The sequence below is a fragment of the Streptomyces sp. NPDC091209 genome (assembly GCF_044757755.1).
GTDB lineage: Bacteria > Actinomycetota > Actinomycetes > Streptomycetales > Streptomycetaceae > Streptomyces.
On the sequence record NZ_JBIVVR010000019.1, the window covers coordinates 52,079 to 73,457 of the forward strand.

15 protein-coding genes are annotated in these 21,379 nt (G+C 71.6%); 4 read left to right on the plus strand and 11 right to left on the minus strand.

Going from position 1 to position 21,379, the window contains the following annotated elements:
- Nucleotides 1-120: 120 nt before the first annotated feature.
- Nucleotides 121-351: a hypothetical protein gene (locus ACIQRL_RS37175; RefSeq protein WP_266763423.1), complete on the plus strand. Its 231-nt coding sequence runs from the start codon at nt 121-123 to the stop codon at nt 349-351.
- A gap of 108 nt (nt 352-459) precedes the next feature.
- Here ACIQRL_RS37175 and ACIQRL_RS37180 read toward each other — a convergent pair whose 3' ends face one another.
- The 7 genes from ACIQRL_RS37180 to ACIQRL_RS37210 all read right to left on the minus strand — a co-directional run bounded on the left by ACIQRL_RS37180 (nt 460) and on the right by ACIQRL_RS37210 (nt 11,436).
- Entirely contained in the window at nt 460-1,278 is an 819-nt protein-coding gene (locus ACIQRL_RS37180; RefSeq protein WP_401340053.1) for a serine protease, read from the minus strand.
- Between the two features lie 132 nt (nt 1,279-1,410).
- On the minus strand, nt 1,411-2,946 hold the full coding sequence (locus ACIQRL_RS37185; RefSeq protein ID WP_401340055.1) for an RNA polymerase sigma factor: 1,536 nt from the start codon (nt 2,944-2,946) through the stop codon (nt 1,411-1,413).
- A gap of 406 nt (nt 2,947-3,352) precedes the next feature.
- The gene (locus ACIQRL_RS37190) at nt 3,353-4,240 is read right to left on the minus strand and encodes a FadR/GntR family transcriptional regulator (RefSeq protein ID WP_401340057.1); all 888 of its coding nucleotides are present in this window, start codon (nt 4,238-4,240) and stop codon (nt 3,353-3,355) included.
- Between the two features lie 162 nt (nt 4,241-4,402).
- On the minus strand, nt 4,403-6,163 hold the full coding sequence (locus tag ACIQRL_RS37195) for an ATP-binding cassette domain-containing protein (RefSeq protein WP_401340060.1): 1,761 nt from the start codon (nt 6,161-6,163) through the stop codon (nt 4,403-4,405).
- 124 nt (nt 6,164-6,287) lie between these two features.
- On the minus strand, nt 6,288-7,046 hold the full coding sequence (locus ACIQRL_RS37200; protein WP_401340062.1) for an NUDIX domain-containing protein: 759 nt from the start codon (nt 7,044-7,046) through the stop codon (nt 6,288-6,290).
- Between the two features lie 128 nt (nt 7,047-7,174).
- Nucleotides 7,175-9,310, minus strand: a complete 2,136-nt coding sequence (locus ACIQRL_RS37205; RefSeq protein WP_401340064.1) for a glycogen debranching N-terminal domain-containing protein — start codon at nt 9,308-9,310, stop codon at nt 7,175-7,177.
- 383 nt (nt 9,311-9,693) lie between these two features.
- Nucleotides 9,694-11,436: a DUF4192 domain-containing protein gene (locus ACIQRL_RS37210; RefSeq protein WP_401340066.1), complete on the minus strand. Its 1,743-nt coding sequence runs from the start codon at nt 11,434-11,436 to the stop codon at nt 9,694-9,696.
- Nucleotides 11,437-11,568: 132 nt separating this feature from the next.
- On the opposite strand from ACIQRL_RS37210, the gene ACIQRL_RS37215 reads away from it, so the two are divergent.
- Complete coding sequence (locus ACIQRL_RS37215; protein ID WP_401340068.1) at nt 11,569-13,773, plus strand: RecQ family ATP-dependent DNA helicase; 2,205 nt, start codon at nt 11,569-11,571, stop codon at nt 13,771-13,773.
- A 222-nt stretch (nt 13,774-13,995) separates the two neighbouring features.
- Nucleotides 13,996-14,628, plus strand: coding sequence for a hypothetical protein (locus tag ACIQRL_RS37220; protein ID WP_401340070.1), 633 nt, complete (start codon nt 13,996-13,998; stop codon nt 14,626-14,628).
- A gap of 542 nt (nt 14,629-15,170) precedes the next feature.
- On the opposite strand, the gene ACIQRL_RS37225 is transcribed toward ACIQRL_RS37220, so the two are convergent.
- The 3 genes from ACIQRL_RS37225 to ACIQRL_RS37235 all read right to left on the minus strand — a co-directional run bounded on the left by ACIQRL_RS37225 (nt 15,171) and on the right by ACIQRL_RS37235 (nt 17,405).
- Entirely contained in the window at nt 15,171-15,797 is a 627-nt protein-coding gene (locus tag ACIQRL_RS37225) for a hypothetical protein (RefSeq protein WP_401340072.1), read from the minus strand.
- 68 nt (nt 15,798-15,865) lie between these two features.
- Entirely contained in the window at nt 15,866-16,567 is a 702-nt protein-coding gene (locus ACIQRL_RS37230) for a ribonuclease HII (RefSeq protein ID WP_401340073.1), read from the minus strand.
- A 214-nt stretch (nt 16,568-16,781) separates the two neighbouring features.
- Nucleotides 16,782-17,405 carry a TetR/AcrR family transcriptional regulator gene (locus tag ACIQRL_RS37235; protein WP_401340074.1) on the minus strand — a complete coding sequence of 208 codons (624 nt, stop codon included), beginning with the start codon at nt 17,403-17,405 and terminating at the stop codon, nt 16,782-16,784.
- 188 nt (nt 17,406-17,593) lie between these two features.
- Here ACIQRL_RS37235 and ACIQRL_RS37240 point away from each other — a divergent pair, with 188 nt between their 5' ends.
- Nucleotides 17,594-19,141, plus strand: a complete 1,548-nt coding sequence (locus ACIQRL_RS37240; RefSeq protein ID WP_401340077.1) for an MFS transporter — start codon at nt 17,594-17,596, stop codon at nt 19,139-19,141.
- A 330-nt stretch (nt 19,142-19,471) separates the two neighbouring features.
- Here the strand turns inward: ACIQRL_RS37240 and ACIQRL_RS37245 are convergent, their stop codons facing one another.
- Entirely contained in the window at nt 19,472-21,373 is a 1,902-nt protein-coding gene (locus ACIQRL_RS37245; RefSeq protein ID WP_401340217.1) for a DUF4153 domain-containing protein, read from the minus strand.
- Between the last annotated feature and the right edge of the window lie 6 nt (nt 21,374-21,379).

Sequence of the window (21,379 nt, forward strand, 5' to 3'; positions counted from 1 at the left end):
CCGGCAGCAGACAGCCGGCTCGAAAGAAAATTTCGAGGAAAAGCCGCGAGCGGGAACGTTTTCGGCCTGGTTGGATGTTGACCCTGGTACGACAGCTCGTCGAGCTAGAGAAGAGGCGACGTGACTACTGTTCTGACCCCCGCGAGCCCGCTGACGGCCGCTGACCGCTGCGACCGTTGCGGCGCCCAGGCATATCTGCGCGTCGTCCTCCTGAGCGGCGGAGAACTGCTCTTCTGCGCCCACCACGGTCGCAAGTTCGAGCCGGAACTCAAGAAGATCGCCGCTGAGATACAGGACGAGACGGAGCGGCTCACGTCCGTTCCCGAGAGCGTCAACGACGAAGAACACTGAACCTTCGCATCAACGACGAGCGGGTGCCGGCGACAGGCCGGTGGGTGGGCGGTCATTCCCTGGACACAGGGAGTGACCGCCCGCACTCGTACCGCATCGTCAAGAGCCTCAGCGACCCACATCGAGCGCCTGGACCACCTCCGAGACCCGCGTGTAGACACCCGGGCTCCCCGCGCGCCCACAGCCGCTCCCCCACGACACCAGGCCGATGAGACGACCCTGGGCGACCAGTGGCCCGCCACTGTCCCCCTGGCAGGCGTCACGGCCGCCCGTCTGCTCCCCGGCGCACACCATGGACGCCGCGTCATAGGTCCCGGACTCGTTGCCGGGATAGGCACGCTCGCACGAGGCGTCGGACAGCACGTGCACATCCGCGGCGCGCAGGCTGCTCGCGTAGTCGCCACCGCCCGTCAGGTCGCCCCAGCCGTAGACCACGGCGGCGGTCCCCGGCTCGTAGGCCGGGTCCCCGGAGGGGGCCATACGGACCACGGAGGCGGCCGGCAGCGGCTCGGCGAGCGTCAGCACACCGAAATCCCCGGAATTCGTGTCACTGTCGTAGTGCGGGTTGACCCAGATGTCTCGTACGGGGATCTCCTTGCCGTCGCCGGCTGTCAGGTCCTCGCGCCCCGCGATGACCTTCAGATCACGTGCCTGGCGCGGCGGCGCCCCCAGCACATCGTCTCCGAGGCAGTGGGCCGCGGTCAGGACCTTGGTCGGACCGATGACCACTCCTCCGCAGAACTGTCCCGCGCGCGTACCCCCGAACCGGTCACGGCTGGACAGCGCGACCGTCCAGGGACTCTCGGAGATCCGGACCGGACGACTTCCGATGACAACGCTGTCAGAGGACGCCAGGGCAGGGGACGTCAGCGGTATCACCGCTGCGGCGGCCGCAAGGGCCAGCGTCGGGACGTAGGGACGGCGCATGCGCGCTCCTCACACTGGGAGGGTCGTGGAACACCCAGAGTGATCCAGTGCGCGAGGGCACGCATTCCGCGCATACGGCGAGGGCCCGACCCCCCACAGGGAGTCGGGCCCTCGTCGACGTGCGGCCGAGGCCTAGTCGAGGTAGTCGCGCAGCACCTGGGAGCGCGACGGGTGACGCAGCTTCGACATCGTCTTGGACTCGATCTGGCGGATCCGCTCACGGGTCACGCCGTACACCTTGCCGATCTCGTCGAGGGTCTTCGGCTGACCGTCGGTGAGACCGAAGCGCATCGAGACGACGCCCGCCTCGCGCTCGGACAGGGTGTCGAGAACGGAGTGCAGCTGCTCCTGCAGAAGCGTGAAGCTGACCGCGTCGGCCGGGACGACGGCCTCGGAGTCCTCGATGAGGTCACCGAACTCGCTGTCGCCGTCCTCGCCCAGCGGCGTGTGCAGCGAGATGGGCTCGCGACCGTACTTCTGGACCTCGATGACCTTCTCGGGGGTCATGTCGAGCTCCTTGGCCAGCTCCTCCGGGGTGGGCTCACGGCCCAGGTCCTGGAGCATCTGACGCTGCACGCGCGCGAGCTTGTTGATGACCTCGACCATGTGCACCGGGATACGGATGGTGCGGGCCTGGTCGGCCATGGCGCGGGTGATCGCCTGACGGATCCACCAGGTGGCGTACGTGGAGAACTTGTAGCCCTTGGTGTAGTCGAACTTCTCGACCGCGCGGATCAGACCGAGGTTGCCCTCCTGGATGAGGTCCAGGAAGAGCATGCCGCGGCCGGTGTAACGCTTGGCCAGGGAGACCACCAGACGGAGGTTGGCCTCCAGGAGGTGGTTCTTGGCGCGGCGACCGTCCTCGGCGATGATCTCCAGCTCGCGCTTGAGCTTGGGAGCGAGCTTGTCGGCGTTGGCCAGCTTGTCCTCGGCGAACAGACCGGCCTCGATGCGCTTGGCGAGCTCGACCTCCTGCTCGGCGTTGAGCAGCGGGACCTTGCCGATCTGCTTGAGGTAGTCCTTGACCGGGTCGGCGGTGGCACCGGCGGCGGCGACCTGCTGCGCGGGCGCGTCGTCCTCGTCCTCGTCGGACAGGACGAAGCCCTGGGCACCGTCCTCGGTGGGCTCCTCGGCACCGGGCTTGCCCGGGGTCTCCTCGACCGCCTCGTCGTCGACGAGCTCGGCGTCGTCCTTCTTGGCGCTCGTCTTCTTGGCCGCCGTCTTCTTGGCGACCGTCTTCTTGGCGACGGCCTTCTTCGCCGTCGTCTTCTTGGCTACAGCGGCCTTGCCTGCGGACGCGTCCTCGGCCGAGTCGTCGGCGAGGGCAGCCGGAGCCGCGGTGGCGGTGGCCTTCTTGGCAGTCACCGTCTTGGCCGCCACGGTCTTGGTGGCGGTGCGCTTGACCGGACTCTTCGCTGCGACGCTCTTTCGGGTGCGCTTGGGCTCCGCGGCACTGACCATCAGCGTCACACCCTCTTCCTCGAGGATCTGGTTGAGGCTGCGCAGTACGTTCTTCCACTGAGTGGCCGGAATCTGGTCAGCTTCGAAGGCCCGACGCACGTCATCGCCGGCGATCTGCCCCTCAGCCTTTCCCCGCTCGATGAGCGCCATGACAGAGACGGACTCGGCGATCTCCGGCGGGAGCGTACGGGATGTGCTGGCCGACACGAACAACCTCTCGGAACGTTGGAAAACGGCTTCCGGCCCCGTCCATGGTGGACAGGAACCGACGACCGCCGACTGGGGATGGGCCGACGGCGCGGGCGGGCCGGGAAGATACACAGCGCCACAGCTGGCGTCTGTATTCCCTCCTCGGCTATCACCTCTTAGGTCATCGCGCTGCCCCGACGAGCGTTACGCCCAATCTGCGTGGCCCGAGTCACACCCCGTAAGCGCTCAAAAGATGGCAGATCCCGTCAGACCAGGTCAGGTCATGATCCGCCACCCCGTCGCGCCGTCGGGACCCCACCGAATCCGGGATGGATTCGGTGGGGTCCCGACGAGCGATGGTTCGCCGGCCTGGCGACGCCACGGACGCGTACGCACTCCGGACCGCGTCACCCTCGGTGCGCGATCAGTGCTCGCGCGGCGCGGGCACGACACGCTCCACCTCGGGGTGGACGATGAGGAGCTGCCGCATGGCAGCCTCGGCCGCCGCGCCATCGGCGGCCGCGAGGGCGTCGGCGATACGGGCGTGGTGCCCCAGCGAGGCTTCGTTCGGCCGGTCACAGCCGGTGACCGGACCTCCGGAGACCTGGAGGGCCGCCGACACGATCCCGGACAGGTGTTCCAGCATCCGGTTGCCCGCGAGCTGGATGAGCAGCGCATGGAACTCGGCGTCGGCCCGCGAGAAGGTGAGGGAGTCACCCTGCGACATGGCGTGGCCCATGATCTCGACCATGTCGCCGAGTCGCTGCTGGATCTCCTCGCGCCCGTGTCCGGCCGCGAGACGCGCGGCGAGCGGCTCGATGGTCCAGCGGAGCTCGCTCAGCTCGCGCCGCTGGTCGTCCCGCTGCGGTCCGAAGGCCCGCCATTCGATGATGTCCGGGTCGAGAAGGTTCCAGTCACTGACGGGACGCACGCGTGTGCCGACGTTCGGGCGGGCGCTGACCAGCCCCTTGGCCTCCAGGACGCGGAGCGACTCACGGACGACGGTCCGGGAGACCTCGAACCGCTGGCCGATCTCCTCGGGCACGAGCGGACGGTCCGCGCCGAGGTCTCCGGAGACGATCATCTGGCCCAGTTGCTGGACGAGTTGGCCGTGCAGCCCTCGTCCGCGGCTGCCGGTGGAACGTCGGCCGACACGGCCGAGCTCCGGCTCGGCGCTCTCCCACACCGGGGGGCCAACGCGGTCGACACCGGAAGCGTCGGTATACGGGTAACGGTCGAGTTCGCCCGGTCCGGCCAGGCCGGAATCTGAGGAACGGGCGGCGGTCATCATGGTCTGCGCAAGGGTACTCACGGGTCTTTTGTCGGCGTCGACTCCAACTCCCTTGAGGTCTTTGGTGAAAAGCACACGAAAGGGTGATCGCTCACCCCGTCGCAATTGACGCCTTATCGGAAAGAAATGGGCGTTCTTCGGGGAGTTGTGCGCACAGGGGCAACGGAAGGGCGCGGACGGTCGTCATCGGACCCGGCTCCGCAGGGTCGTGAGCAGATATGCGCAGAGCAGAGCGGTCAGCGACAACATCAGCGCGCCGCCGACCGGTTGGGCGAGCACCCGTACACCCGCGGCCAGGTAGCGCTCCCCGCCGAACGGCCACTGCATGAGAACCAGTTCCCGAAGCCGCTCCGGGAACCCGGCCGCCGACCGTACAGACGGCCCCTGCAAGGCCTTTTGTACGAGCGGTACGACGACGACCGGCACGGCGAGCACCGCCGCGAGCCCGGCGGCGGTGGAACGGAAGATGCCGGCCGCCAGCACACCGGCCCACGCGCAGCCCACCACGAGGCCGAACCAACTCGCGCTCAGTGAAAGCCAGTCCGAGGGAACTCCGGTGAGCTCCCGTCCGTAGACGAGGTAGAGCACTTCGAGGTCGCATCCCACGGTGAGGAACGCCAGCATCAGCGCGGTGGCCGAGGAGACGAGGAGCTTGGCGGTCAGCAGTCCCAGCCGACGCGGGACCGTGCCGCGGTCCGCGGCCAGGGCGGGGTGGCGGAACTCCTCGCCGAAGGCGACGGCGCCCAGCAGCCCGGCGCCGAGTGCGGCGGGCGGCAGCGGAACTTCCCGCGGCCACGCGGCCAGCAGACGCGGCTGAGGCGTGTGACCGATTCTGGCCAGCAGGACGGACAGCACGACCGAGGTGACGAGAACGGCGGCCGAGGTGACGTAACCGGTTCCGACGCCGGCGGCTCTGCGCAGTTCGTAGCGCAGGGGGCGCAGCGGGCTCCGGGCCTGGCGTACGGCGATGGGCGGCGGCAGGGCGGACGGGTCGTCCGCGGCCGGTGTCCCGGAGGGGAGCGGCTCATCGGCCGGGCGCCCCGTCTCCTCCTCGGACGTGGCCGACGTGGGCCCCATGTCGCCTGTCTCGTCGGCGAGTTGGTGTACGAGGATGCCGTGCCGGAAGGCCGTCTCGCCGACGTCGGCGCAGGTGCTGCCGTACACCGAGAGCCGATTGCCCTCCTCGCGCACGACTTCGACGGAGCGCTGCCCGGTGCGGGCTTCCTTGGTCAGGAGGGAGCCGAGCCGGGCGGCGTGCGGGCTGCGGACGGCGACCCGGGGCCGGAGCCGGGTGCGGGCGAAGTCCGCGGCCTCCTGGTCGGCGACCAGGCGGCCCTGTTCCAGGGTGACGACCCGGTCGGCGGTGCGCGCGGCCTCCTTGGGGTCGTCCGTGGTGAACAGCACCGTGCCGCCCTGTGCCGCGTGTGCGCGCAGAATCCCGTGCAGCCAGCGGCCCTCTCTGACGGACAGGCCGTCAGCGGGGTCGTCGAGCACGAGGGTGTGCGGGTCGGACAGGAGCGCGCAGGCCAGTCCGAGCCGGCGGTCCATACCGCGGGAGAGTGTGCCCAGGCGCTCGTCACGGAGGCTGACGAGCCCGACCACTTCGAGGATTTCGTCCGCGCGGCGCACGGATACGCCGGCGGCGGCGCACAGCATGCGGAGCTGGCCGCGAACCGTGCGTGCGGGATGGCCCGGCACCTCGCCCATGAGCACACCGACTTCGCGCGAGGGATGAGGGATCCGATGGAGCGGCCGGCCTCGGAAGTAGGTGATTCCACGGCCCTGTTGGAGTTCGAGCATGAGCTTCAGCGCCGCCGTCTTGCCCGCGCCGGGGGCTCCGAGGAGCGCTGTCACGTGGCCCGCGCACGCCTCGAAGGACACGTCGTCAACGGCGGGCGGACGCGCCTTGCGGGTGTTGCTGGTCAGTCCGATGGCCTGGATCACTCACAGCAAGATAGCGCGACATTTCCGATTTTCCGGGCACCATGCGGCTCGCCTCGTCCCGGCCTCGCGGCGCTCGCGAACTCGGCGGGGTGCCGGGGCCCAAAACCCGTGTTCGCCGCCCCCCTCAGACCTCGGGGCGCAGCATCGGCGGGTTGAGCAGCGTGGCGCCGCCCGCGCGGAACAGCTGGGCTGGGCGACCGCCCTGGCGCGTGGTCGTGCCACCGGTGGGCACCAGGAAGCCCGGCGTGCCGGTCACTTTGCGGTGGAAGTTGCGCGGGTCGAGCACCACGCCCCATACGGCCTCGTAGACGCGGCGCAGCTCGCCCACGGTGAACTCGGTCGGGCAGAAGGCGGTCGCCAGCGACGAATACTCGATCTTGGACCGGGCGCGCTCCACGCCGTCCGAGAGGATCTGTGCGTGGTCGAAGGCGAGGGGTGCCGCCTGTTCCCCGTCGCGTCCGTACCCGCCGTGTTGCAGCAGTTCCTCGACCGGTGCCCAGCGTGCGCTGTTCGCGTCGCCGCCCGCCCGGGGCGCGGGCAGGTCGGGGGCGAGGGCTAGATGCGCGACGCTGACCACGCGCATCCGGGGGTCGCGCTTGGGGTCACCGTAGGTCGCGAGCTGCTCCAGGTGCGCGCCGTTGTCCTGTGCCGGCACGGAGGGGTCGTGGGCGCACAGGCCCGTCTCCTCGACGAGCTCGCGTGCCGCGGCCTGGGCGAGATCCTCGTCGGTCCGTACGAAGCCGCCGGGCAGTGCCCATCGCCCCTGGAAGGGCTGCTCGCCCCGCCGTACCGCCAACGCGCACAGGGCATGGCGGCGCACGGTCAGCACGACCAGGTCCACGGTCACGGCGAAGGGCGGAAAGGCTGACGGGTCGTAGGGCATGCCGCGATCATAGTCGTCTGCCTGACGATAAACACCTCCTTCGGGAGCCCCGTCCATGGTTGATCGACTTCCGTCCGGTGCGACACCGCGCCGCCGGGCGTCCTCTGTCCGGGACGGGTCCCGCTGCGTCACATCCCCAGCTGCAGTCCATCGCCCGCCTCCTCGACCATGGCGAGACCGAGTCTGCTGACGCGTACGGAGAAGGGGGCGCCCGAGATCCGCAGGCCCGTCAGCGCGATCTCGCCCAGGGGCGCGGCCCGGAACGGGCGCAGGGTCACCGTCCCGGCGGGCGCATCGGGGCGGATACCGGCCAGGGAGGTGAGCAGCAGCACCCCTGCGGCCGCGGAGGTGGCCGCGGGCCTGGAGGCCGCCGGATGGGGAAGCGGGGCGCTCCCCCGTGTGCGCTGCTCCCCCGCGTACATCTCGGGCAGCCGGTCGCCGAAGGCATCGGCCGCCGCCAGTACGCCATGCAGCAGTGCGCCGGCCTCCGTCTCGTAGCCCGCGGCGGCCAGCCCCGTGACGGCGACGGCCGTCTCCTGGACGCGCACGGCCCCGCTGCGATGGCCGAAGGGGTTGTACGCCGCCTCCGTCGCCCCGAGGCTGCGCAATCCCCAGCCGGAGTCCATGGCCGGGCCGCCGAGCAGCCGCGCGAGCTGTTCGGTGCGCGCCTTGTCGAGCAGCCCGGGGGCCAGCTCTCCGGAGCCCAGTAGACCGGTGTCGAGGAGATGGGCCGTGCTCGAAGCGAGCTGGGGCACCAGGCGCCCGTCCGGGGTGCGGGCGGCGGCCGGTCGGCCACCGGCCGGGTCCTCCACCCAGAAGTCGTCAGGGAAGGCCGTCCGCAACCCCTGGGCCCACTGGCGCAGGCCCGTGCCACCCGTCCGGCCGTGGGCGTCGAGCAGGTCGGCGCCGAGCAGCGCCGCGCGATGCGCGTGTGCCTGCGTCTCGCAGCGGAACGGTCCACCCGGCTGCGGGTCGGCCACATAGGTGCCGTCGCCGACCGTGGTGCGCAGCCACTCCAGGCACCGCTCGGCCGCGGGAAGCAGTTCCTCGACCTCCCGCTCGGCCAGTCCCCAGCGCCGGGCCTCCGCGAGGAGCACGGGGAAGAGCAGGGTCGCCTCGGTCGCCGCGCAGCCCGGCGGTAGGTGCGGCCCGCTGTCCCGGAGGGATCCCGGAATCAGTCCGGAGCGCGGTCCGGGACCGGCGAGCTGGGTGCGGGCGAGGGTCCGCAGCGTGCCCGCGGCGAGGCGCGTGCCGAGCGGCAGGGTCATCCGGGCCGCTGCCAGTGCCTCGGCCGGTGCCAGCCCGCAGCGCCAGGGGGCACCCGCCGCGAGGTGCGTGTCGGCGGGATGCCGGGGGTCGCGCAGCAGCAGGGACCGAAGGTCGTCGACGCTGGTGCGCAGGAGCGCTTCGGCCCTGGGCTCGTCGCTCAGCACCCGGGCCTCCGCGAAGAGGCTCGCCGCGGCGCGGCCCACGGCTCGGATCGGCTCCTGGCCGTCCGGCCGGACGCGCAGTTCCACGGTGAGGGTGCCGCCCGGCGGCAGTTCGAGTTCCCAGCGCAGCAGTCCCGCCGAGGCCAGGGCGTCGTTGGGCGGCGGGTCTGCGGTGACGGTCACGTATCCCACGGGGCAGGACCAGCGCAGTCCGGCGGCGTGGACACTGGCCGGCAGCTCGGGCCGGGCTCGGCCCGAGGCGACATCGCCCAGTTCCGCGAGATCCGTCCCGAGGGCGACCTCGACGGGCAGACGCAAAGCCCGGGGGGCCGAGCTGCGCAGGGTGATCAGCTCGGTGCCGTCCGCGTGGCGTGTTCTCTCGACGACCACGTCCGGATCCGGGCCGGCGTCGCGGGAAGCGCGCAGGGTACCCACGAAGCGGACCCGGTCGGCCGCGAGCATCCGGGCCTGCATCGCGAGCGGTTCCCGGCCCGCGACCCGGACCTGGCAGCGGGACAGTATCCGCCGACCCGCCATGTAGAAGCCCTCCAGCCCACGGCCGGTCAGCTGTCCCTCCTCCGTGGAGATCACCAGTCCTGGAAGAGCGACACAGATCAGGGTGGTATGGACGGGCGGCAGGTCCGCCGATCGGCCCGGCACGGGGAGGGACGTCCGGCGAACGCTGGGACCACGCCCTCCCGGGACGGAGGGCGCACCGCCGTCGTGGCCCGTTCGTGAGGGCGCCTGGGCGCCCCCGCGTCCGACCGGCTGGGCGGAATCGCGCCCGGAAGAGCGGCCGCCGCCGGGGGCCGAGGACGGATGGGGCATGGGCATGGGGTGGCTTCCTCCGCGCTCGGTGCGGCTGGAGCGCGCTCGGCTCCTGGTGGGGGCTCCGCAGGGTCGCGGGATTTTCGACGGCGTATTCCGGCCACGGATTCCGCCACTCAGGTGAACGGGGCAGCCCTGTCCGGGGTCACGCCTTTGCCCTGGGAAGCCGACCGAATGGCGGTGGGACGGACCGCCCGTCCCCCGGACACCCGTCGCACGGGGGCCGACCGCACAGAGGGTGACGGGAGCACCGGGAAACGCACCGGCCGCCCGTCGGGGAATCCGGACGCGGCCGACCCTGGGGGTCTCGGGAATTCCGTCCGGCTTCGGCCTGGTGGCCCGGCCGGTCCCCGTCCCGGACCCGTCGAGTCGTGCCGTGCCCCGGCCGCTCACCCGTCCTCCCCCGCACCCCGCCGACCGCCTTCGCCCCGCGCGCGCAGCCGGCCGTCCGCCCTGTCCGCCGCTCGCCCCGGGCGGTCACCCGCAGGCGAGGCGTCGCCTGCCGGACGACACCCTTGGGGACGCGTGGCACCGGGGCCGCGTCGGGCCGGCCGGCCTCCCGTTTGCACGGCCGGACGGGGCCGACGGCGGCGCCGGTTGGCGGGCGTCGAGGGTGGGGTGTCCGGAGCGTCACCGGTGCGCTTCGGGTCGGCCGTCGAGGGCGAGGTGCCGGAATCCGTCGGCTGCTCCGCGTCCGCCGGACCACGCCCTGCCCGCTCCGCGCGCAGGCAGCGTCGGACGGCTTCAGGATCCAGGCCCTCATTGCACGCCTGGTGGAGAAGACGGGCGAACAGGTAGTCGGAATCGGCGCCGAGCGCCATGGCCAGCGCCTCCCGTGCCTCCAGTTCGTCACCCATGGACCAGGCGACCCATCCCGCGAGGGTGAGGGGTGCCGCGGCGTGCTCGCGGTAGGGACCGACACAGCGGCGGGCAAGCGCTCGCCACAGACGCAGCGCCGGGGCGGCCTCGTCGCCCTCCATCCACTGGGCGGCACGGTCTCGGGTCGTGCGGTCCTGGAGGCCGAGGATCAGTGTGGCGGCCTCGTCGTTCTCCAGGAGTCCGTCGTCGCGCAGGTCGGACGGACGCGTACCGGACACAGGGGAAACGGCTGCGAGCCGGTCCCTGATCCGCCGGGCCAGCGCCAGGGCCTCCTCGGCCACCTCCGCGCGGCTGTCCTCCTCCAGGATCCTCGGTACGAGGGCCATGCTGGCCGTGTCGAGGGCCACTTCCTGGCCCAGCGCGGCGGTGGACTCCCAGGGAAGGAGCCTGGCTGTCAGATCCTTCAGGGTTCCGCGCACCTGAAGTCCCGCGTACGTCGCGGCGGCGGCGAGGACGGACGTCCCCGGCAGCCCCATCGACGTGCCTTCGGCCGGGCAGCACCCCTGTCCCGGGCAGGTGTACGACCAGAAGCGGCCGTCGGAGATACAGAGAGCCTCGATCACCGGAACGTCGAGGCGTCCGCAGGCCGTCCGCAGCAGTTGCGCGAGCGGGCGCAGGCGTTCCATGACCTCCCGCCCCGATTCGCCGCTTCCCGGTTCCTGGCAGAGGTAGGCCACCATGCTCTCGGGGCGGGCGCCTCGGCGCTCGCTCCCTTTCACCAGCCCTTGTGCCAGCTGGTCGGAGACGGACGGCCAGTCCTCGGCGTGGGCGGGGATGCCGAGACGGGCCCGGCCGCCGAAGCGGCCTCGCCGCTCCCGGTCGTGCAGGGCGACCAGCACGATGCTGTCCTCGGGGCGGTATCCGAGGAGGTAGGGCAGCGCGTCGGCCAGCTCCGCCGGGGTACGGAGCGTCACCTGATGCTCCCCGCCCGGGAGCCCGGCGAGGCCCGCGTGGTGGTCGTCGCGGCTACGGCCCACGTCGCCCCCGTGGTGCAGCCCGCCGGGAATGGCCGGTCCGCCGGGGATCTCCGGGTCCGCCTGGCCGCCCGGCCGGTCCCGGCCCTCGCGCTCGGACCGGCCGCCCCGATCGTCCCACCGGTCGCCGGCCCCGTCGCCGTGACCGCCCGGCCCGCGCCCGCCGCGCTGACCGTCCTGCCCGCCGGACCGGTCGCGGTCCGGGTTCCAGCCGCGTCCGCGGATCGCGCTGATGTTCTCGTCGCCGGATGTGCCGGTCGCTTCGTCGTGATTCGTCATGCGGTGACCATCCCGCGGATCGCGAGATTCCGGTTGGACCTGTGGATAACCATCACCATGACCACGACAGAAGTTGTCCACAGCTCGACGGTTCGTTCGCGCTATGTCAGACCCATCGGGTTGCATGGAGCCATGACCAACGAAGACCCGCGACCAGCAGTCACCGACAACGCACACCACGCCGCCCGCGAAGACCTCCGTGCCGCGGCCGATGCCGTCCTGGCCCGCCTGGTCGGTGCCCGGGCGGGCGAGGCGCGGCTGCGCGAGGACCAGTGGCGCGCCATCGAGGCACTGGTGGCCGACAAGCGCAGAGCGCTCGTCGTGCAGCGCACCGGCTGGGGCAAGTCCGCGGTGTACTTCGTCGCGACCGCGCTGCTGCGGGAGCTGGGCGCCGGGCCCACGGTGATCGTCTCGCCGCTTCTCGCGCTGATGCGCAACCAGGTCGAGGCGGCCGCCCGCGCCGGAATCCGCGCGCGGACGATCAACTCATCCAATACGGAGGAATGGGAGACCATCCAGGCGGAGGTGGCGGCGAGCGAGGTCGACGTCCTCCTGGTGAGTCCGGAGCGGCTGAACAATCCCGACTTCCGCGACCAGGTGCTGCCCAAGCTGGCCGCGGCCACCGGCCTCCTGGTGGTCGACGAGGCGCACTGCATCTCCGACTGGGGCCACGACTTCCGGCCGGACTACCGCCGCCTGCGCACCATGCTCGCCGACCTCCCGCCCGACACCCCGGTGCTGGCCACGACCGCGACGGCCAACGCGCGCGTGACGGCCGATGTCGCCGAGCAACTCGGCACCGGAGTGAGCACCGACGCGCTGGTCCTGCGCGGTCCGCTGGACCGGGAGAGCCTGAGCCTCGGCGTGCTGCGGCTGCCGGACGCCGCTCACCGGATGGCCTGGCTGGCCGAGCATCTGAACGACCTGCCGGGCTCCGGCATCATCTACACGCTGACCGTGGCCGCAGCAGAGGAGGTCACCGCCTTCCTGCGCCAGGGCGGGTACACCGTGGCGTCGTACACCGGGAAGACGGAGAACGCGGACCGCCAGCAGGCCGAGGAAGACCTGCTCGCCAACCGAGTCAAGGCGCTGATCGCCACATCGGCGCTGGGCATGGGATTCGACAAGCCCGACCTGGGCTTCGTGGTGCACCTGGGCTCCCCCTCCTCCCCGATCGCCTACTACCAGCAGGTGGGACGCGCGGGCCGCGGTGTGGAGCACGCGGAGGTGCTGCTCCTGCCGGGCAAGGAGGACCAGGCGATCTGGGAGTACTTCGCCTCGATCGCCTTCCCCCCGGAGGAGCAGGTGCGACGCACTCTGGACGTGCTGGCCCGGGCCGAGCGCCCGCTGTCCCTGCCCGCGCTCGAACCACTGGTGGAGCTGCGCAGGTCCCGTCTCGAGACCATGCTCAAGGTGCTCGACGTCGACGGAGCCGTGCACCGGGTCAAGGGCGGCTGGATCTCCACGGGCTCGCCCTGGACCTACGACACCGAGCGCTACGCCTGGGTGGCCAAGCAGCGGGCGACGGAGCAGCAGGCGATGCGGGACTACGTATCGACGACCGGCTGCCGAATGGAGTTCCTCCGGCGGCAGCTGGACGACGAGGAAGCCGCACCCTGCGGGCGCTGCGACAACTGCGCCGGCGGCCGGTTCCGGACCGCCGTGTCCTCCGCCGCGCTGGACGCGGCGAACGGCGAGCTCGGCCGCGCGGGCGTCGATGTCGAGCCCCGCAAGATGTGGCCGACCGGGCTGGCGGCGATCGGCGTCGAGCTGAAGGGACGTATCCCGGCCGGCGAACAGGCTGCTCCGGGGCGTGCCCTGGGACGGCTCTCGGACATCGGCTGGGGCAACCGGCTGCGGCCGATGCTCGCCCCGCAGGCCCCGGACGGGCCCGTTCCGGACGATGTCGCGAAGGCCGTGGTCGGGGTCCTGGCCGACTGGGCGAAGGGCCCCGGCGGCTGGGCCTCCGGACAGCCCGACGCGCAGCCCCGCCCGATCGGAGTGGTGACCATCGCCTCGCGCTCACGGCCGCAGCTGATCCAGTCGCTCGGTGCACGGATCGCGGAGATCGGCCGACTGCCGCTGCTGGGATCCGTGGAGTATGTCGGCGAGGCGGCACAGATCTCGCGGAGCAACAGCGCCCAGCGGCTGAAGGCTCTGGACGGGGCCCTGACCGTGCCTCCGAGCCTGGCCGAAGCCTTGCGAGAAGCCGGTGGTCCGGTGCTGTTGGTGGACGATGCCACGGAGACGGGCTGGACGCTGGCGGTGACATCGCGGATGCTTCGCAGAGCGGGTGCCCAGGCAGTGTTGCCGCTGGTCCTCGCCGTACAGGCGTGACGCGTGTCGCCATTCGAAACACCGGGCAGGTATATAAGACACTAACTGCCTGAAAACGGTCGGTGACCTCAATTGCTCGTTGCCGCATTCCAGTTCGACAGGAAGAATTGAGGTCCGCTCCCCGCACGGTTTGCCCGTGGTCCGGTAGGGCTCTGCTGCGGCGTGCCATTCCCCCAAGTCCGACCCCGCCCGCTGTATGGGCACGTAGCCGAAGGGAGGACCGTGACCTTCGGATTCGCTCCGTCCTCGGCGGCATCCATGTCGACGTCTCCCGACCTGTCCGCCGCTTCCGCCAATCCACTGACCCGCATGCTGGAACCCGCCGAATGGGCCTCGGCCGGGATTCCGCTTCTGCGCGATCCCCGTGAGGTCGTGAGTGGCCTCCACGCCCGGCATCGGCCCAGACCCTCGACGGCGGTCGTCGCGGTCCTCGACCAGGACGAGCGGCTGATGGCGAGCGCCTCCTTCACACGGCGTTCGGCACCGGCCGACGGCTGGATGTTCCGCAACGCGCTGCTCGCTCAGCTGCGCCGGGTCATTCCGCACGACCTGCGGCGCCGGTCTCCCGCGCGCACGGCCGTGCTGCTGTACTGCCGGGACGGCGACGCGCGCTGGACGGAGGAGGACGGGGCCTGGATGTGGGGACTGCGGGACGCCTGCACGCTCCACGGACTGCGGTGCGGGGCGTACATCACCCTGACGCGTGACGGCTGGCAGGTACTCGGCGAGGGCCGAGGCGGACGCCGCCCCAACTCGGATTCACCGCCGGAGTTCTTCGTGGGCGAGGTGCAGCCGCCACTGCCCCGCACGGGAGGCGTCGCGTCGGAGGTCATGCGCCGGGCGGCCGCTCGCTGACCCACGGGCGAGCCGCGCGGTATCGGCCCGCCCCGGGGGAAGGCGGGCCGCACACCGCCGACGGCCCGCTCCAGGGTCGCACCCCCGTGCCCGTGCTCAGGTACGCCACTGACGTGCGGCCCGCGTGCGGGGCGCACCCGGGTCCTCGGTCAGGGGAAGGAACATGCCGGCCGACGGGCGAACGCCGCGCGGCTGCGCGTGCGCCAGGCGATGCGCCCAGTGCTCATGCCGCACCGGGCGGCGGGCACGGAATGCGGGCATGAAATCCGGGCACGGAAAGCGGACGCGGAAATCGTCGGCCGCCGCGCCGTGAGACCCGCCAGGGGCAGGCAAATCCGCAGGCACCGGGCGGGCGCCCGTCAGGGCACCTCGCGCCACACGAACGAGTGGCAGGCAGCGTCCCGCGGACATGGACGTGTTGCAGGATCCCCGCGGGCGTGGACGCGTTGCAGGGTACGCCGAATCGACCGCCGTGCAGGTGCCGCCGTGGCGGCACCCTCAGCGTCCAGCCGGGCGCGTTCCGGACCGGGTCCGGAACGCGCTCAGACGCCCGCGGCCAGGACCGAGTTGATCTGCTGCGGGTCGCCGCAGACGATCAGCAGGGCACCGGCCCGGCCGAGGGCCAAAGGCAGGGCGGTGGCGGCAGCCTCGCCGGAACCACCGTTGACCGCGACCACGACCACGGGACGGGAAGCGGCCCGGCGCACGGCAGTGGCGTCGGCGTAGAAGACGTCGTCGCCGGCGTCGTGCTGCGCCCAGTACGCGGCCTCGCCGAAGGAGAGTTCGTGCGCGGCCCACGGGTGCGGGTCGCCGGTGGTGATCACCAGCACCTCACCCGGGGCGCGGCCCGACTCCAGCAGCAGGTCGACGGCTTCTTCGGCCGCGTCCAGCGCGCCGTCGGCCGAGGCCGGGACGAGCTGGATCTGCGGGGTGACGGCAGCGGGTGCGGCCGCCTTGGCGGACGGCCCCGGCGTGGCCACGACCGGCTCGCGCGGGGTGCGTTGGGCCGGCATCGGCCGGACAGGACCCGGACGGCCGGGACGCGGCGGAGCCGCGGGACGGGGACCGGGTACGGGGCGGGGGGTCGGCGCGGTGCGGCCACTGGCCGGAGTGACGCGGGGACCCTGGGCACTCTCGTGAATCTGAGGCTCCTCGGGAAGGAGAGGCATGAGCTGATATCTATCAAACGCCGGTGCGACCCGTCTCGGCGGGTGGCACATGAGTGCGAACGGAATCGTCAGAAATCGAAGCCGAGTTGGCCCTCGATCTCCGGAACGCTTCCGTCCGCCCAGCTGCGGGCCTTCTTGAGGTGCCGCCACTGGGGCAGCGCATCAAGATACGCCCACGACAACCGGTGGTACGGGGTGGGTCCCCGTTCCTCCAGCGCGGCTTTGTGGACCGGCGACGGGTACCCGGCGTTGGCCGCAAAGCCGAAGTCTGCATGGTCGATGCCCAGTTCGGCCATCATTTTGTCGCGCTGAACCTTGGCGATCACCGAGGCCGCCGCGACGGAGACACAGGACTGATCGCCCTTGATCACCGTGCGGACCTGCCAGGGAGCTCCGAGATAGTCGTGCTTACCGTCGAGGATGACCGCGTCGGGGCGGACCGGCAAGGCCTCCAGGGCGCGTACGGCCGCGAGGCGCAGGGCGGCCGTCATCCCCAGTTGGTCGATCTCCTCCGGGGAGGCGTGCCCGAGGGCGTACGCCGTCACCCATTTCTCCAACTCCACGGCGAGCACTGTCCGGCGCTTGACTGTCAGGAGCTTGGAATCGGTGAGACCTTCGGGGGGGCGGCGCAGTCCGGTGACGGCGGCACAGACGGTGACGGGGCCGGCCCAGGCACCGCGCCCCACCTCGTCGACACCGGCAATGACCTTCGCTCCGGTCGTGGCGCGGAGGGAGCGCTCGACGGTGTGGGTGGGGGGTTCGTACGGCATGGCGTCCTCAGACTACGCCGCCCGGAGCCCCTCGCGACACCCAGGTCCCCGAGCCACCGGGGAACCCGTCCCGGAGCATGGCCAGCCGGCCCGCACACGCCGGCCAGCCGCCCCGCGCACGCCGCTCAACCGGACCCGCACACGCCGACCAGGCGCCCCGCGCACGCCGTTCAACCGACCGACACAGACCGCTCAGCCGACCAGCACCCGCCGCTCAGCCGACCCGTGCCCGCAGCAGCGGGACCATCATCTGGTCGATCATCTCCTGGAGATCCAGATCGCTCCATTCGCTCGCGCACATCTTGGAGCGATACATCATCATCGCCGGCACGGCGTCGAAGACATACGAGTTCGAGGCGTCGGGGCGCACCTCTCCTCGCGCGATACCGCGGTGGACGACCTCGCGGAGCAGACGCAGGGTAGGTTCGACGACCCCGCCGATGATCACCTGACTGAAGCGCTCGGCCTGCGTCACATCGCATTCGTGAAGCACTGAGCGAAGCGCGATCCCCGGCGGCGAGAACATCGCCGCGCGTACACGTCGGCACACCTCCAGGAGGTCCTCCCGGACGCCGCCGAGGTCGGGAGCCTCCGTCAGGTCCGGCAGTCCGGCCTGGAGCGCGTCCGCGACCAGGTCCTCCTTGGACGGCCAGCGGCGGTAGACCGCGGCCTTGCCGGTCTGGGCGCGCGCGGCCACGCCCTCCATCGTGAGGCCGTTCCAGCCGACCGCGCCGAGCTGTTCCAGCGCGGCTTCCAGGATCGCGCGCTCGAGCACGGCACCGCGCCGGCGCGAGGAGGGCGCCTGAGCGGGGGCGGCCGTCCAACGCGAAGTAACCATCAGAGTGTCTCCGTCGTACAGGGGAGCGGAATTCGGGGAGGTTCGGGCTTTTCGTGCGAATCGGTCCATCGGGTTGACGATGTCGGGCAGCGACTTCAGTGAACGCTTGCGTTCACTGACGGGGACTCACTACCGTTGACGCGAAAGTGAACGCGAGCGTTCACTAACGCACTTGTGGGGGAAGCACAGTGACGACCTCTCAGTTGATTCAGGACACCAAACCAGGTGCGGCACGCCGGGACGGGCATCCCGGCATCGCGCTCACCGTCATCGCGGCCTGCCAACTCATGGTGGTACTCGACGCGACGATTGTGAACATCGCGCTCCCGCACATTCAAGACGCCCTCGACTTCAGTACGACGGACCTGACCTGGGTGGTCAGTTCGTACACCCTCACCTTCGGCGGCCTGCTGCTTCTCGGCGCGCGGGCCGGTGACATCCTCGGCCGGCGCCGGGTCTTCATGACCGGCATCCTGCTGTTCACGTTCGCCTCGCTGCTCGGCGGACTCGCCCAGGAACCCTGGCAGTTGCTGGCGGCGCGCGCCCTGCAGGGCGTCGGTGGCGCGATCGCCTCGCCGACATCTCTGGCCCTGATCACGACCACGTTCCCCGAAGGCCCCGAGCGGAACCGGGCGTTCGCCGTCTTCGCGACGGTCTCGGCGGGCGGTGGAGCCATCGGTCTGCTCGCCGGAGGCATGCTCACGGAGTGGCTCGACTGGCGGTGGGTCCTGTTCGTCAACGTACCCATCGGCATCCTGATCGCCGTCCTCGCGCCGATGTACATCAACGAGTCCCGACGCCACCCAGGACGCTTCGACGTCGTGGGGGCGCTCACTTCGACGGCCGGCATGGCGTCGCTGGTGTACGGCTTCATCCGCGCCGCGGAGAACGGCTGGCGGGACAGCCTCACGATCGGGTCGTTCGGCGCGGCCGTGGCCCTGTTGCTGGCCTTCGGCCTCGTCGAGACGCGGGCGAAGGAGCCCATCACCCCGTTGCGGATGTTCGCCGACCGCAACCGTTCGGGCACGTATCTGATCATGCTGAGCCTCGCCGCCGCGATGTTCGGGATGTTCTTCTACATCGTGCTCTTCGTGCAGAACGTGCTGGGGTACAGCCCGATCTCGGCCGGTGTCGCCTTCCTTCCGGTGACGGTCGCCATCGCGGTCGGCGCGGGTCTTTCGCAGCGGTTCCTGCCGGTGCTCGGCCCCAAGCCGTTCATGGTCACCGGCTCGACACTCGTCGCCCTCGGACTCGGCTGGCTGACCTTCATCAGCCCGGACGACTCGTACGCGGGCGGAGTCCTCGGCCCGATGCTGCTGTTCGGCTTCGGCATGGGCCTGAACTTCGTGACACTGACGGTGACCGCGGTCTCCGGTGTCGCCCAGCACGAGGCGGGCGCGGCCTCGGGTCTGCTCAACGTCACCCAGCAGGTGGGTGGTTCGCTCGGTCTGTCCATCCTCACCACGGTCTTCGGTTCGGCCGCCCGCGACGAGGCGAAGACGCAGATGCCGAAGTTCCTGGCGGACGGCTCGGCCGAGCAGAAGGCGCAGTTCGCCAAGACCCATCAGCTACCTGCCCCTTGGGGCCATGACGTGCTCGCCCACGGCATCTCGACCGCCTTCGTGCCGGCCGCGGCGATGGCACTGCTCGCCCTGATCACCGCGACGCTGGTGATCAGGGTCCGCAAGAGCGATCTGGAAGCCCTGTCCGGCACGGCGGGGGCCGCCGCCGGCTGAGGACGGAACCGCGGAGAGCCGGGCCGGGGATCCGGGGGATCCCCGGCCCACCACCACGGTCCGGTCGGCCGTCCGCGTTGCGCGGCCGGGGCCGGCACCCTGCCGAGGCAGCACAGGGGCCTTGGCACGTAGCCCCTCCGGTTCGCGGCACCTCCCGGCAGACCGGCGCACCGGCACCCGACGGCGGGCGCGGGCGCGAGCCCGGTCAGCCGGTCTGCCGGGTCAGCCGGTCAGCCGGTCAGCCGGTCAGCCGGTCAGCCGGTCAGCCGGTCAGCGAACATGCCGCGCGCGCCGGACGCCTCGCCCCGGAACACGCCGACGGGAAGCCGCTCATCGGTAGGTGAGGACGTCCACCAACTTGCTGCACACGCTCCAGTCGGTGGACGCGGTCGGCGGGCGGTCGCGGAGGATGTCCCGGGCTCGGACCTCGCCCCAACTGGTCGCGTACCAAGGGGCGTCGTCCTTGCCCAGGTCGTCGGCGATCGACTTCAGCACGCAGGAACGCATCGGCTCCTTGAGCTTGTCGAGGGCGGGTACGGCGTCGGCCGACAGGTCGCGGGCGTACAGAAGGTCGAACTTGCCCGTGTCCTCGTACCGCTGGACGTTGCGCTCGGCGATCAGGCTGTCGGGCGACATCAGCCCGAACGCGAGCACACCCGCCGCCGCACTGGCCGCGACGGCGCGGGGCAGCCAGCGGGCTCCCCACACACCGGCCGCCATGATGAGCACGATGACCAGGCCCAGCCACAGCTCACCGGCCAGCACCGACACTCTCAGCCGCGTCAGCCCATAAGCCTCCACATACATGTCCATACGTCGCACAGCGGACGCCACGACAACGAGCGCCAGGGCGCAGAGAGTTCCCAGCACACCCCGCACCAGCTTGCGGTCGCTCGCGCCGTCCCGGGGCGCCCAGCGCAGCGCGAACACCACGACGAGCAGGGTCAGCAGCGTGACGAGCAGCAACTGCCAGAAGCCCTGGCGGGCGTACTCGGAGTACGTCTGGCCGGTCTTCTTCAGTACGGCGTCGTAGCCGCCGAAGAGAACGGCGAGCTGGACGGCGTTGAAGGCCGCGAAGAGCGCGGTGAGCACGATCAGCGGCAGGGCCCACTCGACGCGGTTGCGCGGGCGTCCTGCGGGCACCGCGACCCGGTCCCACCGCACCGGCGCGGCCGCCGTGTGGGCCACGGCCAGCGCTCCGACCAGGCCGAACAGCAGCAGCACCACGCGCCACGGTCCACCGGCGACCGAGGTGTCCGGTACCAGATCGCCGAGCAGGTTGGCGAAGGCGGAGTCGGCCCCGGCGAACAACCCCCCGAAGACCAGCAGCAGGACCGCGCTCACCACGAACGCGCGCAGCCCGACACCCACACTGCGACGGGCACCGCCGAATCGTTCCCGCAGCCCGCGCCAGCCCCAGGCGGGGCCAGTGACCAAGGAGTTGAACACGCCGATGGGGCCCAGCAGAACCGCGGGCCAGGTGCGTCCGCCGTTCAGCGCGAGCGAACCGAGCGCGATCGCCGTCACGACGGCGAGGAGCGAAGGCCAGTCCGCGTCGCGCAGAGCGGGCACCGCCAGCAGGCCGATACCGCCTATGCCCCAGACCAGGCTCCACGCGCGCGTGGAGCGTCCCGCGGCCCGGCCCGAGAAGTACGCGGCGAGCGCGGCGGGGAGGGCGACCAGCAGGAGGTTGATCGCCAGACCGCCGTCGAGGAGCAGCATGCTCAGCACCCCGGTCGCGAGCACGGCCCACAGCGTGGGCGTACGGACCGGGGCGGGCGGCGTGAACGGGAGGCCGGCCGACCAGGCACCGGGGGCGGGTGACGGGCGTGCCGGGCCGGTGCTTCCGTGGATCGGCCGAGCGGCCTGCACCTGCGGCTTGAGGCCTCCGTCGGCCGTTCCGGCAGCCGGCGCCTGGGGCTTCCCATCCCCGCCGGCCGCTCCGGCCGCCCGCACCCCGGGCTTCCCATCCCCGCCGGCCCCTCCGGCCACATGCACCCCAGGCTTCACATCCCCGCCGGCCCCTCCGGCTGCCCGAGCCCCGGGCTTAACACCTCCGTCACGCCCCCGCGTCGCCTGCGCCACGGGCTCGGCCTCGCCACCCCCCGGTGCGGCCGCCTTCACCGTGGTGCCGGGTTCGGGGTTCGGTCGCTCCGTGGTCTCCGGCGCGGCCGGAACTCCGGAGTCCTCCGGCTCCGATGCCTCCGGTAGCCGAGACTCGGCGTCCGGAATCTCCGT

Coding starts and splice junctions, on each gene's coding strand:
- ACIQRL_RS37180 (WP_401340053.1), bottom strand. CDS start 1,278: ATGCGCCGTCCCTACGTCCCGACGCTGGCCCTTGCGGCCGCCGCAGCG.
- ACIQRL_RS37200 (WP_401340062.1), bottom strand. CDS start 7,046: ATGCCCTACGACCCGTCAGCCTTTCCGCCCTTCGCCGTGACCGTGGAC.
- ACIQRL_RS37205 (WP_401340064.1), bottom strand. CDS start 9,310: ATGCCCATGCCCCATCCGTCCTCGGCCCCCGGCGGCGGCCGCTCTTCC.
- ACIQRL_RS37210 (WP_401340066.1), bottom strand. CDS start 11,436: ATGACGAATCACGACGAAGCGACCGGCACATCCGGCGACGAGAACATC.
- ACIQRL_RS37215 (WP_401340068.1), top strand. CDS start 11,569: ATGACCAACGAAGACCCGCGACCAGCAGTCACCGACAACGCACACCAC.
- ACIQRL_RS37225 (WP_401340072.1), bottom strand. CDS start 15,797: ATGCCTCTCCTTCCCGAGGAGCCTCAGATTCACGAGAGTGCCCAGGGT.
- ACIQRL_RS37230 (WP_401340073.1), bottom strand. CDS start 16,567: ATGCCGTACGAACCCCCCACCCACACCGTCGAGCGCTCCCTCCGCGCC.
- ACIQRL_RS37235 (WP_401340074.1), bottom strand. CDS start 17,405: ATGGTTACTTCGCGTTGGACGGCCGCCCCCGCTCAGGCGCCCTCCTCG.